Here is a 16,335-nt window from a genome sequence, read left to right as displayed (position 1 = left end):
GCAAAGGATGAGTAGAGTATTAAGAAAAAACTATATAGGAGCATTCATGGTAATGCTGTTTGCGTTGCTCCTTAACATTAGTGCGTTTGCAGAAACAGGAAAATATGAGGTAGACGCAAAGATTCCTGTAAGTATAAAAATGGAAGAAGACGGTGAAAAGGATTCTGTTAAAAAGATGACTGCCACCGTAAGAATAAATCCACTTGACGGAGCACCTGCATTTTATCAGGATGAACTCACAAAAGAAGTCGAGGAAGGCAAAACAGAAACGGTTACGTTTACTAAAAAAAGTGATTCTTCAATTGATCCGTCACAAGCATCAGGGTATGTAAGCGGATTTACAGATGTCGGAGATTATGAATATGAAATCATACAGACTAAAGTAACCGGTGATGGATTAGATGAATATTTAATTGATGAGACGGTATATCGTGTTTTAGTATCTGTACGTTATAATCAGTATAATGACCTTGTATCTTCAGTTGTTGCTTGTAAAGAGGAAGATATTACAGATGTTGAAGATTTTTATGCAGAAAATGCACCTAAGCAGGACAAAATTGAATTTGTTAATTACACCTGTTATTCAGACCCTCCTGTAAAGAAGGTTGTAGTTAATGATAACGGAAAAGCACCTGATGATGTGAAGTTTCGTTTTTCAATGAAAGCAGATGATAAGTCATATCCGATGCCGGAAGGAAGTGTAGATGGAGTTAAGACCATCACAACAGGTGTTGGTGAATATGAGTTCGGCAATATGTACTATAAGAAGGAAGGTACATATACATACAAGGTTGTCGAGGAAAATGATGGAACTCCCCACTTTACCTATGATGGAACAATGTATTCCGTAAAGGTAGTAGTTGAGAAGAACGCAGATGGAAAGCTTGTTGCTAACAGAACCATTACTTATGGTGATTTAGTTGCTGATATAGCTACATTTACAAACCACTATAACAGTGGCAGCAGCGCAAGTAATTCAAGCAGTTCAAGCAGCTCAACAAGCAGCGATGGTGTACACAGATCAGACTGGAATGACAGTGAAGAGTACAATGATCCGGCAGGCAGTGTACTCGGTGCAGTAAGAGATGCTATTGAGGATGGTCCTGTAGGTCAGGTACTTGGAGCAGCCCGTGATCTTGTTGAGGACAGCCCTGTAGGTCAGGTTCTCGGCGCAGTAAGAGGAGCTACCAGAACCGGAGACAACAGTTTCATGATGATTTCAGGTCTTTGCTTCCTTGCAGCAATGGCAGTTCTCGTAGGATGGATCACAACATTCATCAAGAGATCAAGATAAAATATTAAATCAGATTAAATAGGGGGCGTTGTCATTCGGGTAGAATGTCGATGCCCCTTTTTACAAAACACGGGGAGAGAGATATTTGGATACAATTTCATTTGCAGCGAGAATAGGAAACAGAATATTGAACTTACTCGTGTCGATGTTTGTTGTGGTGGCCATCAGCTACAGCAGCTATGCACTGTGGGACACCTATAATGTATACAGGGGCGCGTTCCTGAATGACGACCTTCTGAAGTACAAGCCCTCGGGAGGAGTAGGAGAAAGTAACCCGACATTGGAAGAGCTGATGCTCATCAATAAGGATGTGCTTGGGTGGATCCAGGTGGATGACACCCACATTGACTATCCGTTCGTGGTGGGTAAGGATGATATGGAGTATGTCAACAAGGACATCTACGGGAACTTCTCCCTGTCCGGTGCCATCTTCCTCACCATGGCCAATGCCCACGATCTGAGCGACAGATACAACCTGATGTACGGTCATCACATGGACAACGGCGGTATGTTCGGTGATGTTATGGAGTTTATCGACAAGAAATACTTCGATAAACGAAAGACCGGAATACTTTATACTCCGGACACCACCTACAACATCGAGATCTGGGCCTGCATCGAGACTGACGCCTATGATGACGAAGTCTACAACGTCCTCACCAAGAAAACAGAAGACGACATGGCTCACTTCATAAGCTACGTCGAGAAGAACGCCACCAACATCCGTGACGACCTGAACATCCAGCCCTCCGACAAGCTCATCGCTTTGTCGACCTGCGTCGACGCCGCCACCAACGGTCGCGCCCTGGTCATCGGACGACTGACAAAATGATGCATAAATATAAAAATCTCCGGATTTACCGGAGATTTTTTTGGAGAATGATGATTGGCCGTTTGTTAATTTGATTGTAGAGGCTCGTGAAAATACTTCATGACATCGTCTTTTGAAACCTTTTCATAAGTTTCATTTTTAATAACTGCTTTATAGAGCTCTTCAAAGTCATGAATATAGATTTTTAAACTCTTAACCAGTGCCTCAAGCCCACGTTCTTTTTCTGTGGTTACGCCTTTCTCAATGCCTTTCGCTATCCCCTTATTCTCAATAGCATCTGCATATGTACACAAACTTGTCACCTCCATTTCAACTTCTCTTGTAATATTAAGTTCATATTCGGATTTTAATTTTTTGATTTTTTCTGCTCCGTTGATCCGTTCATCAAACAGATCTGTAAGCATCCGGATCATTTTGCTTTCGGTATTCTCTGTATCATGCTTTTCACTGATATAGATGATGATAGCATTCAGGATGTCATATCTCGGATCATCCGCATTACTTCCGTGTAGGAATTTTCTGTCTATGTCGTAAATCTCGATTGAATTTGCTCTGGTCTGCGCCGCTTCGGTGCAAAGCCAGATAGAGTAAACCTTCTTGATGTTTCCATACTTCACAGGGTCAACACTGTCCGTCGTAAATTCAACTCCCTGTTGTGCCGATATCATGCGGCAACAATAGAATAATGCCCTCAGCGGTAAATCATAACCCGGCTTATCTTCATTTTGAGCCTCAAGATTTATGATAAGTTTAATATACTCCGAATCACCTTTGCCAGGCAATCTGAGATACGTACGAATATCGTATCTGTCCAGACCTTCTTCGTTCAAATAAGATTCGGTGTTTAGTCCGTCAATCCGTTCACCTGCATTTGTAAGTCCGCTGTCTACGTAAACCTTACTGACAAGAACATCACCTTCTATACAGGCTTCGATCTCGTCATAATTCATTTCCCGGCACTCTGATACAACCTCTTTGAAAATCCTTGCAAGCAAAGGCTTATACGCAAGGATGTTTTTCACAGTCATATCCAGCCGGATCTTATCGGGGTCTGCGGCCACTATGGCTTTCCCCAATCCAGTTAATTGTTCCATATCTGCTCCTAAATTAAAGCGAGAAAGATATGAACCTCCCGCTTTGATTATATATCAGTTCTGCGCAAAACCAATAATGAAATTTGTATTATGATGTGGGTGTAAAAGTCGATATAGAATCGTTTTGAGCTTAGCACTTTCAGTGACAGTTCAGCCGGTGGACCATGGGGACGGGGTTAGTGGTCCATCGGTTGAACTGTTACCGCCTTCACGATTCTGAATGAATTTTAAAGATTATAATCGTTACATGTCTAATAGACATCAGCATCATATCATATAGCAATCGAGTTTCATATTGTCTGTTTTCAGACCATGTCACTTGTAGTATCGAGATATGGGCCTGCATCGAGACTGACGCCTACGATGACGAAGTCTACAACGTCCTCACCAAGAAAACAGAAGACGACATGGCTCACTTCATAAGCTACGTCGAGAAGAACGCCACCAACATCCGTGACGACCTGAACATCCAGCCCTCCGACAAGCTCATCGCTTTGTCGACCTGCGTCGACGCCGCCACCAACGGCCGCGCTCTGATCATCGGACGACTGACAAAATGATGCATAAATATGAAAAATCTCCGGAACCTTCCGGAGATTTTTTGATGCGCAAAAGAAATCCACCGGGGACGGTTCTCGCCGGCGAGAACCGTCCCCGATGGATTAGATGTCAGTTATCATCCATCTCAGGCATGGCGAGAACTTCCTCGGCGATGTCTTCATCGTCCCAATCAGGATGTTCGCTTAGGGCTTTGCGGACACAGTAAAGTACAGTAGGTGTGATGTTAAAAATTGATAAAATGTCAGTATCTGTAAATTTTCCGTCATTTATACGAATCAAGTTTACAGTTTTCTTATATTCGCCTATCTCTTGCGCATCCATTTCAAATGTGTTTATACTCATGTACTCAGTTCTCCTTTCCTCATTTTGTTTTACCTTTTTAACTGCTTCATCTATCATCCTGGAATACTCGGATTTAGGAGGTTTGCCATCCATATAGGACAGCATTTCTTTTAGATCTTCGTTTACTTCATTTCCTTTTTTATCAAGGAATCCCTTGGTATTTAAAACAATTCTTTTTGCTGAGTCATTCATCCGGATGCTACCATCCCAACTGCATAAAGTTTCAAATGGATTTGTCTGTTATGGATAACTCGTCAAAAGGTTTCTTTTTAAATTCTTTACTCATAGATTAGTCTTTCCTTTGCTGTCAATCTCATTATAACATCGAAGCCGGTAATGAATTACTAAAAAAAGAGAAAATTAAAGACAGCTTGCCCGTTGCTAATGATCGACAATGAATTTGATAAAATATTGGATTTCATATCTCCGGAACCGGAGAAGGAGGATTCTATCTGAATAGAAATATCGAAATATTATACATGTACTTTATCGACTTGCTTATAATACTGGGCAAAAAAGCAAAAGTCAACAATAAATTAATGAATGATAAAAGATATTATCATTTGTATGTATTTGGATTATAATTTAGCCACAAAGGAGGTGGAGAAAAATCAATGAAGAAGAATCGCAAAAAAGAAAAAAATACTGTTCGCTATGGAATAATTGTGACAAACAATAAGCATTGCCGATTTATTATTGCCAGGTTAGGTACAGAAAGTTATCCGTTGGTATTTCTTCGGGAATGGGAAGACGATCCTGATGAAGAGTATGATGAATGGTATTCCTTGTATAAGTCTGCCCTGACGGCAGATGAGGCAGATGAGATATTGAATCTGCTTAAGGATGGCAAGAAGCAGAAAGCCAATATTTTGCTTAAACAATATTTCAAGAATGAAGGGGTAATCTGTGAATCTGTAGGCGAGATCAGACTTGATGATGCAGTTCCGGATGCCTGGTATGATGCTTGGAAGGAGATGGAAGCATTGATCACCAGCAACAATGATTATCCGGGATATTATGAAAACGATGTGGAAGAGCAGGAGTTGTGGTAATTAATATCCACGGTGGGCTGTTCATCGCCGGCAAGGCACCCCGTGGTTTGCTACAAGTTAATTAAACTCTAGAAATCTTTAATCTCTTTTGCTATTGAAAATGGAATTATATCTTCAAGGATTTGTTTCTTTATACGCTTTTTCCTCATCGCTCTGTCGACCTGCGTCGACGCCGCCACCAACGGCCGCGCCCTGGTCATCGGACGACTGACAAAATGATGCATAAATATAAAAAATCTCCGGTACCTTCCGGAGATTTTTTGATATTGGATATGATGTATATCAAGCACTTTGTTTTTGTAAATAGCTTTCAACAGCTTTTTTAGCAAAATACCCTAAACCTTTATGCATTTGCCATTCGTTTTCAAAATCTAGTCGATTAACTTCATATTCTGCAAGAAATTTTATCTCTGATTCAGAAAGATTTCCGTTGGAATATAAACGAATACTTTCTGTCATTGACTGAACAAAAGAATCAACTAATACCTTATTTCGTGTAGTCATTAATATCCAACTCCTTTCCTCCGACAATATATACTCTATTTAATTTGAGTTTATCACACAACTTTTGGACATGCAAACATAACTGTTTTTTGTCTTACAAAGCCTCATTTTATCTTTCTACACTGCATGAATAATTATTCATACCCTCTCTCTCACCCTTTCTCAACAGCCCCTCCCAAAACTTATTTCTTCTATAATAAAAAGCAAACCATTGGCTTAAATTTATCAATCATCTTTGGTTTCTAAATTTTCTGTATAACTTTATAAAGAAAAGAAATTACTTTCTAAAAATATGATAAAAAAGAAGTATCGTGCAAAAAATACTTAAAAATTAATCTTTTTTGTAACACTCACCTTGCTATGTTAAGGCTACAAAGCAGTTAGGTTAGCGGTTGGATTTTACAGAGGATAGAGATTATGAAACGAGTTAAATATTCCATCAAGAATTTAATAAAAAAGGGGTTATCAACACTCTTATCGGTATGTCTCATAGTATCAGGAGTACAGACACCTGTATATGCAGCAGAAGCCTCAATCCCGACAGAGTCCACTGCAACAGTATCAGGTCTCGTTAATAAAAAGGTTGTACTTGATCTTTTAAGTGACGATCTGAGGGAAGCAGCACTCACAGCAATCCGTGAGAACCGGCTGTTTGAGGCAGAGTACTATCTGGGGGCGACTTCAGACAGCGCTAAGGCAATAAAAGAATATGAGGCATTCTTCAACAGGAATCCGGGACTGTACGTAGTAGAGGTTCCAGATTCCATCAGAGATATCCTTTCAAGCGAAGCAGATTCAGAGTTTAGGATTTTCGTACAGAAGGACGAAAAGAAAGCCAAGGTTGATCTGGAAGAAGCAGTAAATGATGAATCGGTTTTTTCAAGAAACGTAACCTTCCGTTACGGAACAGAAGATGACATCATCCTTTACGAGCCCTCATCTCAGATCGACACTCTGGTAAACGGCGGAGAGGATGCTTACTACAGGGATCCGGAACAGGACACAGCAGACAATTCCGATTACCAGCTTACCGGAAAAGAAAAGATCACCTTCATGTTTGTCAATGCTTGCGACGGAGCGGTCAGATACACACTGAAGGTTGACGGTGTCAAGTATGATTCTGTAGAGGTTTGCGGAAGGACAGCAGCTCTCAAGCATGTACTTTCACAGGCAGGCATCAAGAAGACAGAAGAGACCACAGCAGCGGCAGTTGAAACTACAGCAGCACCGGTTGAAGCTACAGTACCGGCGCAGTTAACAAACATAGGAGCAGCATTAGGAACAGAGGAAGTAATACAGAACGGCGAAAACATTATCCCTGAAGGCACAGCTAATGATCCTTCAGAAATGATCGGAACGATGGTACCGGAAGGTCAGGAAGCTGCAGAGCCCGAACCTATGGCACCGGCAGATAATGAAAATGACAGCACTGAAGTGGCAAATCCTGTTACAGCTGAACAGGGAGCTGCAGAAATAGAGAGCGGTGCTGATACAGGAGACAACAACCAGGGTTACATTGCAGGCGACACAAACACATCACAGCAGGGGCTGACAGATAACGATACAACAGTGCAGACAAACGATGACGCAGCATTGGTGACAGATAACGGCACAGCAGAGCAGACAAACAAAGACGCAGGTGAACAAGCAAACGATAACGCAGCAGAGCTGACAGATAACGATACAGCAGGGAACAACGATACAGAAGATAATGCCAACATCGGAAATGAAGATGGAGCACCGGCAGAGAAGGATGACACAGAAGATAATGCTTCCATCGGAGACCAGATAGCAGAAGCAGTTCAGGAAGCAATCGAAAATGCAGGCGATGCAATACTCGGAAGAATGGTTGCTTACGCGGATGAGATCACAGGCGAGGGTTACGTTTTCGAAGATGAGAAGCAGGATCCCGAAACAGAAGAAGAGGAAAAAAATGAAGATATAGCTGCAGAAGCGGGAAACACAGAAGGAAATGACAACGATGCAGCAGACAAACAGGAAATACAGGCTGACTTAGACGACAACAATGGAGCAGCGGAAGGAGGACAGCAGGGCGGACAGGAATACGGACAGGAAGAAGGCCAGCAGGAAGACGGATTTGAATCAACATCAGCAGGACAGGATGAAGCGGGAACCGGAGCGGAGATAGCAGGACAGGATGAAGCGGGAACCGGAGCGGAGATAGCAGGACAGGGTGAAGCGGGAACCGGAGCGGAGATAGCAGGACAGGGTGAAGCGGGAACCGGAGCGGAAATAACCGGTCAGAATGAAGGCGGAACCGGACTTCCATCAGAAGTATCCATAGTAAATATTTCAACGGAAGATGATCAGCAAGAAGGGGTTCAGAACGATACTACTTCAACAGAAATATCCACAGGGGATGTACCGGAAACAGCCATCGAGGGAACGATTCCTGAAGGACAGGATCTTACAGGAATGATGGCTGAACCTGAAACCACAGCAGCGGCAGAGATTCAGAAACCGGAAACAACAGTTAAAATGCCGGTTGCTTCACCATCTGAGGTCGAGGAGACAAATGGTGAGTATGATGAATTTGCTAAGAGCCTCATAGAGGAAGTTAAGCAGGCCGTTCTGGAAGATAAGGATGCAGCAAAGGAACAGATTAAAGTAGCGAAGATAGTACAGCACTCCATCGGTTCACTCGGAAAGATACATTACTTAACAGAGATAGATGGATATACAGTAGAAGTTTTCGCAGCACAGGACGCATTCGGAGGTTTCAAACCGACACTTGAAGTTAAGAGACTTTACAAGCCGGAAGAGGCTGAAGGAAATGGAGAAGCTCCTACAGACGCACAGATCGCAGAGCTTAAGGCTAACGGAATTTACGACAACTCACTCTTACTTGACATCAGCTTTAAGAATGACATCGGTGAGGAAGTGGAACCAAACGGAAACGTAAATGTAAGAATAACCTTAAATGACGAAGAGCTTATGAAGAAGATAAATGCATCTTCACTGGAGGTTCATCACATCAAAGACAAAAACAGCACATTAACAACAGAAAAGGTAGCAGAAAAGGAAGAGGTAAAGATACTTGACGGAAACGACGTACAGATCAGTGATTCGGATCTTGAGGCTCATGCAGAAGCAATAGCATCAGGCATGGATGCTGAAGTCGAAGTCGCAAGCGCAGTTGCTGAGTTTGAGGTTGAGAGCTTTTCACTTTTCGCAATAACCTGGACAAAAAGTAATTACACCTAATTAAAGGCAAATGTCAGAGTTCATTATGTGGATGAGAGTGGAAATCCTGTAATTCTGAATAATAATTACGAAACCTACAACGAATATGGCACAATCATACCGGTAACATGGCTGAACCACATACAACAGCATTTGAATTGTATCTTTATAAGGTGAATGATGATGGTACAACCGCTCCGGCAAGTTATGATGAGACTCATACTTACCAACTTACACCCGGTACAGCAGCGCAGATCGCCCAGATGACCATCACCGGTGCAGCATTCGCAGACATCACCGAATATCCGGCAGATGGAGTATATCAGGCAAACTTCAGAATCACGGTTCCCGACAGCATTTATTCAGTTCCCGGAGTTTACTCCTACACAGTAAACGAGAAGAACGACGGCTACAGCGGAATCACCTATGATGACACAACCTACTACATGTATGTAAGTGTTATAAACAAGGAAGGCGGAGTAAAGGTTGACAATGTAGTTCTTGCAAAGGACGACGGCACAAAGATAGCTGACATTACTAATGACTTTGGCGCAGATAGAAACATTGATTCAACACACGATCTTACAATCACAAAGTCAGTTACCGGAAATGCCGGAGAACTTGCAAAGGAATTTACATTCAAGATCTCTATCAGACCTAAGGCAGGTACAGGCGCAAACGCTAATCAGGAATTCCAGCTTAAGGATGCTTCCGGGGCAACTCAGAACATCAAGGCAGACGGAGAAGCAACTTCTGTAACTCTCACAATCATCAACCACAGAGAAAGGAAAGAAAGGAAAAAAGGAGCATCACCTCTGAAAGGACGGTGATGCTCCTGATTTTTTTCTTATTAATTAATATGCTCTGCCCCAGTAAAGCATCTTTGTTGCAGGCTTTCCACAGACAACGCAGTTGTCGCTGATCTTCTCCTGCTCGAATGGAATACATCTTGAAGTGATACCGGACATATCCTTGAGTTTGTCCTCACACTCACGGCATCCGCACCACATAGCCTTTACAAAGCCCTTCTTTGTGTTAACGATTTCAACAAGCTCATCCATGTTGGTCGCACTGGAGGTGTGATCCTCAAGGAACTTCTTTGCAGCCTCGAACATATCCTTCTGGATCTGCTCAAGAACCTTTGCAACCTCTTCCTCAAGATTCTCGAATGCCACCTGGATTTTCTCACGGGTGTCACGGCGAACGAGAACAGCATGTCCTGCCTCGATATCCTTAGGTCCGATCTCAACTCTTAACGGAATTCCTCTTACTTCGCAATCGGCGAACTTGAATCCCGGAGACTTGTCACTGTCATCAACCTTTACTCTGAAGCCGGCATTGATAAGCTGATCCTTGAGAGCGTAAGCCTTGTCAAGAACGCCTTCCTTTTTCTGCTGGATAGGAACCACGCAGATCTGGATAGGAGCGATACGAGGCGGGATCTTAAGTCCGGAGTCATCACCGTGAACCATGATGAGAGCTCCGATCATACGTGTTGTATAACCCCATGAGGTCTCGTGAACAGGCTTAAGCTGGTTGTCCTTGTCGAGGAACTGAACATTATATGCCTTGGCAAAATCTGAGCCGAAATTGTGTGAAGTTCCGCATTGAAGTGCCTGGCCGTCATGCATGAGAGCCTCGATTGTATATGTAGCTACGGCACCTGCGAACTTCTCCTTGTCAGTCTTCTTTCCCTTAACAACCGGGATAGCGAGATACTGCTCGGTGAAGTCGGCGTAAATGTTAAGCATCTGTACTGTACGCTCCTCAGCCTCTTCAGCGGTAGCGTGAACAGTGTGACCCTCCTGCCATAAGAACTCTCTGGTTCTCAGGAACGGTCTGGTGGTCTTCTCCCAACGTACAACAGATACCCACTGGTTAAGAACCTGTGGAAGGTCTCTGTAGGACTTAACTACCTTTGCAAAGTAGTCGCAGAATAGTGTCTCTGACGTAGGACGTACACACATCCTTTCTTCAAGCTTCTTCTGTCCGCCTTCTGTAACCCATGCAACCTCGGGAGCAAATCCTTCGACGTGATCCTTTTCCTTCTGAAGAAGTGACTCCGGGATAAGCATCGGCATAGCCACGTTCTGAACGCCTGTGTCCTTGAACATCTTATCGAGAACGTTCATGTAGTTCTCCCAAAGAGCGTAGCCCGCCGGGCGGATGACCATGAAGCCCTTTACTGAGCTGTAATCGCAAAGCTCTGCCTTCTTAACAACGTCTGTGTACCACTGGGCAAAATCCTCCTCCATAGGAGTTATCTGCTCAACAAGTTTCTTGTCTGCCATGATAATAGCCTTTCTTAAAATATATTTGCAGGGGCATCAGCGCACTTCCGTTGTGCCTTGCCGCTGCAGGTTTTCCCGCGACGATTGAAGCCGCGAGGGTGTTTGCCCGTTAATTGTAACAACGAGGGGGAGCTTTTGCAAGAGCTCTGCTCCTTTACATGATGGATAGTCAATAACAGCCCGTGAAATGACTTAAATTAGATATGAAGTCAACAGTAGCAAGCCTGTGGAGTGACTTAAATCATGTATTACTGGGATTGAAGTCAACAGTAGCAAGCCTGGGAAATGACTCAAATCAGGTATTTCTGGAATTGAAGTCAACAATACCGAGCTTGAGAAATGACTCAAATGGAACAATAACGGATTTGAAGTCAATATATTACATCTATATACATGACCCAATTTCAAGATAATAGATTTTAAGTCATAGAAGCATCCTGCAATAATTGACTCAATTCTGAATAATAATCAATATGAGTCATATAGGCACTTATGGATTATTGACTCATCATGAAGAATATGAATATGAGGCTCAATCTTCCGGGTAAATATCTCTTAGGTTATCCATCTTGCACCCCATGTTTTCAAGGAGCAGGTCAAGTATGGTGGCAGCCACCATGCACTCGACGACAACATTGGCACGCTCGACAACGGTGGGGTCATGACGGCCCTTGATCTCGATGGTGACGTTCTCGCCATCTTCGTTGGCGGTGTGCTGAGGCTGACCGATGGAAGGGGTGGGCTTGAAGTAGGCCCTGATGACGATCTCGGCACCGTCTGACATGCCTCCGAGAATGCCTCCTGCGTGGTTGCTGGTGACCTGGAAGATCTCCTCCATCCCGCTGAACTCGCCGTTCTCCACCATCTCCTCATATTCTTCAGAAGAAAGAGGCTCCTGACCGTGAGACATACGGAAGTGGTTTATCTCATCAAGTGAAGGCTCGTGCTCGATGTCGTCATTGTCCTCCATATCCTCTAGGGGGGCGATGGGGACGGAAACCGCCTCAAAACCGTCATTGTTTTCAGAGCCCCGCATGCGGGCAACCTTTGTGCCGTCGCCGATCTCCACGGCCTTGACGGCGCCTATGGACATGATGGCCTTGGCGAGGTTTGCGTCCAGCTTGTCGAAAACAGGCTCTCCGATTCCGGTGGGCATGTTGTTGACAAAGCAGGTTACCACTCCGCCGGCGCTATCCATCTCGCTCTTAAGCTCCAGGATTTTTGCGTCCGCCGCTTCTCTGCCCTGAGGTGTTGTCACATCAATTCCCGCAAGCTCTGTAACCTCGGCATCCACCGTGATTCCGATATCAGCAAGGACCTTGGCTGCCACCGCGCCGCCGGCAACCCGCGCCAGAGTCTCACGGCCGCTGGACCTTCCGCCTCCGCGATAGTCCCTGATCCCGTACTTCTGGAAGAAGCCGTAATCCGCATGTCCCGGGCGGAAAACATGGGCGATATCCGAGTAATCCTTACTGTGCTGATTGGTATTTCTCACAATGATCGCGATAGGAGTTCCGGTGGTCACACCCTCAAAAACTCCCGACAGAATCTCGATCTTGTCGTCTTCCTTTCTGGCAGTGGTCTTCAGGTTCTGACCCGGCTTCCTCCTGTCCATGTATGGCTGAATGTCATCTTCCGATAGCTCCAGCCCCGCGGGACATCCGTCAATGACTACACCAAGTGCAGGTCCGTGGGACTCGCCGAAAGTTGTTATCCTGAAAAGTTTTCCAAAAGTATTACCGGCCATATATATCTATATCCTTTCAAGCAAACATTTTTTCAATATACAGCAGAGATGCCTCTCTGCCCGGGGGTTAGACATTAGCCCTGAAATCCCTACCCCTCTTCGTTGTGATAATAACATAAAATCGAGTAGAAAGGCATCCCCTTCTACTCGACCTGTAATATCTGATATTCCAAATAATTACTGAGACTTAGTTTATATCATCAGTTATTTTACGATAAGTTCTCCTTTGAACATTAACTTGAAAACTTGGCTTATTAATCACTTATTCTTCTGCGGAAGCTTCACCATGCAGATGCAGTTCGGCTCATCCACTCTGATTTCTCTTGCGCTCATTACCAGCAGGCCGTTGTCATAGTCAATGCTGAAGAATGTCACTGTACCTGACTCGTGGTTAGCCACTGCGATATGCTTCTCATCAGGGAAGATGCAGAAATCCTTAGGATAAACGCCTGCGATAGGAAGGCTTCCCTTCATGGTAAGGAGACCGGTCTCCACGTCACGATCGTATATGGAAACTGTATCGTTTCCTGCATTGGAACAGAAAACATGCTTTGCTTCCTTGTCAGGAGAGAATCTCATCTGTGCCGCCGCAATAAGATTGGTGTCGCCCTTTTCGGTATGAGTCGGAATTTCCTGGATCTTTTCGAAATTAACGTCGTTATAGCCCGCGCCCTCTTCCATGCGGTAAACGCCGATAACATTCTTGATCTCATACATAAGATAAAGGTATTTTCTGTCAGGAGAGAAACGGAAATGACGTGGGGCTGACTTAAGCTCACATCTAATGGTATCGATCTGACGCATCTTTCCGTCTTCCTTGTCAAATCTGAAAACACGCACCTGATCGATTCCGAGATCGGCAACCATGATGTACTTCTGGTCGTCTGTCATTCTCGCGCAGGATACATGCGGGCGGAAGGTTCTTTCCGCAACGGAGCCGATGCCTTTGTCATAAACACCGTCGACGATAGGTCCTACAGAGCCGTCCTTCTCAAGCTTAAGAAGTGTTGCCTTTCCGTCATGATAGCCTGAAACCATGATGTACTCATCATACTGGTCAACGGCAAGGTGGCATCCACGCATACCACGGATGTTTCTTGTATTGAGCTTGCTGAGGGATCCGTTCTCCATGATACGGAAGGAAACGATACCCTCGTCAGAAATGGAATATAAGGTTTTCTGGTTTCTTGACGCTACAAGATATGAAGAATTGTTGACCTCGATCTCTGTTCTCTTGATGAGGACACCTTTCTCCACATCAACGTCGCATATGGTGATTCCCTTTGCGTTTCCGGTATAGCTGTATGAACCGATGTACGCCATGTATTTGTCTTTCATGATCTGCCTCTCACAACGTCCGAACTCTCCGGGCGTGACTCTCCTTTGGAATAATGTTTAAACTTCTCCATATTCTAACACATATCAAGTGTTTGTTACAATAATAACAGACATATAAAAGCAGGTTTTATCATAACAGAAGAGACAGCTCCTGTGTGTTGAAGGGGGGCATGTGGACCAGGGGGACGGGGTTCGTGGGCCATTTTTTCAAAATGGCCCACGAACCCCGTCCCCCTGGTCCACACCTCTGTAAGATTATCGCAAAGGGGAATGAACCCCTTAGAATTTGTGTTATAATAAGTTAGTATATTGCTAAACATGAGATTTGTATGAACCGGAAGGACGACAGATGGAAAAGATAACATTACCGGAAAACGTAAAACATATAATAAAGAAGCTTGAGGACGCAGGGTACGAGGCCTATGCGGTGGGGGGCTGCGTGAGAGACTGCCTTCTGGGGCGTCTCCCGGAGGACTGGGATATAACCACCAGCGCAAAGCCTGAGGAGATCAAGAAGGTCTTCAAAAGAACCATCGACACAGGCATTCAGCACGGTACGGTCACGGTTCTCCTGAAGGCTCACAAAGGAGAGGATGAGTCAAAGGAAGCGGAGGCTCAGGAGGGAGTGGATTATGCTCCCGGCGCTGCCGATATGCAGTCCAGCGTTCGTACAGGCAAGGGCTTCATCGGCTATGAGGTAACCACCTACCGCATCGACGGCGAGTATCTGGATGGCCGCCACCCCAGCACAGTGACATTTACACCCTCACTCCACGAGGATCTCGCAAGAAGAGATTTCACCATCAATGCCATGGCGGTTAATGCTGACTCCGGCCTGGTTGATGACTTCGGCGGTATGAAGGACATGGAGGCGCACGTTATAAGAGCCGTTGGTGATGCGAAGCAGAGATTCACAGAGGATGCCCTCAGGATGCTGAGAGCCCTGAGATTTTCGGCCCAGCTCGGGTTTGAGATAGATCCGGAGACCTACGAGGCCATAAAGGAGCTGGCCCCGAACCTCATTAACGTGTCAAAGGAGAGGATTAATGTTGAGCTCACAAAGCTTCTCATGTCAGATCATCCGAACCATATAGCTCTTGTGTCGGAGAGCGGACTTTCCGGATATATTTCCGATCATTTTGATGATGCTTTTGATGTTACCAATGAGCAGGGTGCGCCTTATCCCGACATCCGCCAGTGGATCCCCGACGGTATCCCTACCGAAAAGTATGTGAGATGGGGCACCTTCCTGAGAGCGGTTCCGGAGGAGGCAAAGATCATCCTTAAGGAACTGAAGATGGACAATGACACCATTGACAAAGCCCGTATCATAGCAGGACTTTTCGATGAGGATCTTCCGGAAAGCATTTACGAAGTGAGGAAGACTTTGTCGGTTATAGGCTTTGAAACTTATCTCGCCTTTTTGGATGCAGACGAGTGTCTGAACCTCCAGATAACAGGAGAAGAGTCGGCAAAGCGTCTCGAAAGGATCAGGGTTACGAGAAACCACGTGGAAGCCGTCAGAGATGCGGGCGACTGCATTAGCCTCTCGGATCTGAAGGTCACAGGCACAGACCTCATGGAAATGGGAATCCCCAAGGGACCTGAGGTTGGCATGATCCTCAACATGCTCCTGGACGAGGTGCTGAAGGTGCCGTCGAGAAATGAAAAAGAAGTTTTGCTGGCACTGGCCAGAAGATAATGAAACCTGAAGGGCGTTTGGTGTGGACCTGGATGACGCTTGGTGTGGGTAACAGTTCAGCCGACCCTGGATTATAAATTCCTTGGTCGGCACTTTTTTTGCCCACCCCATCAACGATTTCATTAGGCTTAATTCTTTGACCCCCACCCTCTGCAAAAAAAGATGCCGAAATTTCAGCTGACTTTTCATACGGCATCTGTGGATATCTGAATTCTCATTTTATGAATGCAGTCATAAAAATACAGTTGTGGATAATTCTCGCTATTTCACAGTACTTTTTTTCTTTTTATGCATCATAAACCGGTGTTTTTGTGGATGGTCTACTTTTTTCGGACGGATTTTAATCTCCTTATCCACCGTCATTTTGACGAATG

The 16,335-nt window shown here is 44.7% G+C and carries 13 protein-coding genes; 7 read left to right on the top strand and 6 right to left on the bottom strand.

Translation table 11 applies throughout. From position 1 onward, the window contains the following. The first annotated feature begins 7 nt into the window (after positions 1-7). Positions 8-1,294: a Spy0128 family protein gene (locus tag G625_RS21180; protein WP_049895801.1), complete on the top strand. Its 1,287-nt coding sequence runs from the start codon at positions 8-10 to the stop codon at positions 1,292-1,294. Positions 1,295-1,421: 127 nt separating this feature from the next. Next, positions 1,422-2,126, top strand: a complete 705-nt coding sequence (srtB, locus tag G625_RS0107990; protein WP_242826617.1) for a class B sortase — start codon at positions 1,422-1,424, stop codon at positions 2,124-2,126. A 65-nt stretch (positions 2,127-2,191) separates the two neighbouring features. Here srtB and G625_RS0107985 read toward each other — a convergent pair whose 3' ends face one another. Continuing rightward, a complete protein-coding gene (locus G625_RS0107985) occupies positions 2,192-3,220 on the bottom strand; it encodes a hypothetical protein (RefSeq protein ID WP_029200710.1) in 1,029 nt (342 codons plus the stop codon). Between the two features lie 407 nt (positions 3,221-3,627). On the opposite strand from G625_RS0107985, the gene G625_RS22355 reads away from it, so the two are divergent. After that, complete coding sequence (locus tag G625_RS22355; protein ID WP_156885068.1) at positions 3,628-3,780, top strand: hypothetical protein; 153 nt, start codon at positions 3,628-3,630, stop codon at positions 3,778-3,780. Positions 3,781-3,889: 109 nt separating this feature from the next. Here G625_RS22355 and G625_RS21175 read toward each other — a convergent pair whose 3' ends face one another. Next, on the bottom strand, positions 3,890-4,315 hold the full coding sequence (locus tag G625_RS21175; protein WP_029200708.1) for a hypothetical protein: 426 nt from the start codon (positions 4,313-4,315) through the stop codon (positions 3,890-3,892). Positions 4,316-4,737: 422 nt separating this feature from the next. Here G625_RS21175 and G625_RS0107965 point away from each other — a divergent pair, with 422 nt between their 5' ends. After that, a complete protein-coding gene (locus tag G625_RS0107965; RefSeq protein WP_029200707.1) occupies positions 4,738-5,175 on the top strand; it encodes a hypothetical protein in 438 nt (145 codons plus the stop codon). A gap of 282 nt (positions 5,176-5,457) precedes the next feature. Here G625_RS0107965 and G625_RS0107955 read toward each other — a convergent pair whose 3' ends face one another. After that, positions 5,458-5,679: a hypothetical protein gene (locus G625_RS0107955; RefSeq protein ID WP_029200706.1), complete on the bottom strand. Its 222-nt coding sequence runs from the start codon at positions 5,677-5,679 to the stop codon at positions 5,458-5,460. A gap of 417 nt (positions 5,680-6,096) precedes the next feature. Between G625_RS0107955 and G625_RS0107950 the strand changes: the two genes are divergently transcribed. Next, positions 6,097-8,904, top strand: coding sequence for a hypothetical protein (locus G625_RS0107950; protein WP_029200705.1), 2,808 nt, complete (start codon positions 6,097-6,099; stop codon positions 8,902-8,904). Between the two features lie 107 nt (positions 8,905-9,011). After that, positions 9,012-9,713, top strand: coding sequence for a DUF7601 domain-containing protein (locus tag G625_RS0107945; protein ID WP_029200704.1), 702 nt, complete (start codon positions 9,012-9,014; stop codon positions 9,711-9,713). 24 nt (positions 9,714-9,737) lie between these two features. On the opposite strand, the gene proS is transcribed toward G625_RS0107945, so the two are convergent. From proS to G625_RS0107930, 3 genes are all read right to left on the bottom strand, one after another. Further along, positions 9,738-11,174: a proline--tRNA ligase gene (gene proS, locus G625_RS0107940; protein WP_029200703.1), complete on the bottom strand. Its 1,437-nt coding sequence runs from the start codon at positions 11,172-11,174 to the stop codon at positions 9,738-9,740. A gap of 532 nt (positions 11,175-11,706) precedes the next feature. Further along, positions 11,707-12,921, bottom strand: a complete 1,215-nt coding sequence (gene aroC / locus G625_RS0107935; protein ID WP_029200702.1) for a chorismate synthase — start codon at positions 12,919-12,921, stop codon at positions 11,707-11,709. A gap of 258 nt (positions 12,922-13,179) precedes the next feature. After that, positions 13,180-14,259, bottom strand: coding sequence for a lactonase family protein (locus G625_RS0107930; RefSeq protein WP_029200701.1), 1,080 nt, complete (start codon positions 14,257-14,259; stop codon positions 13,180-13,182). Positions 14,260-14,608: 349 nt separating this feature from the next. Between G625_RS0107930 and G625_RS0107925 the strand changes: the two genes are divergently transcribed. Then, on the top strand, positions 14,609-15,961 hold the full coding sequence (locus tag G625_RS0107925) for a CCA tRNA nucleotidyltransferase (protein WP_029200700.1): 1,353 nt from the start codon (positions 14,609-14,611) through the stop codon (positions 15,959-15,961). Positions 15,962-16,335: the final 374 nt, after the last annotated feature.

The organism is Oribacterium sp. NK2B42 (assembly GCF_000424445.1).
Classification (GTDB): domain Bacteria; phylum Bacillota; class Clostridia; order Lachnospirales; family Lachnospiraceae; genus Oribacterium.
Note: the sequence above shows the minus strand (reverse complement) of the source record. Positions and strands in the feature narration are given on the sequence as shown.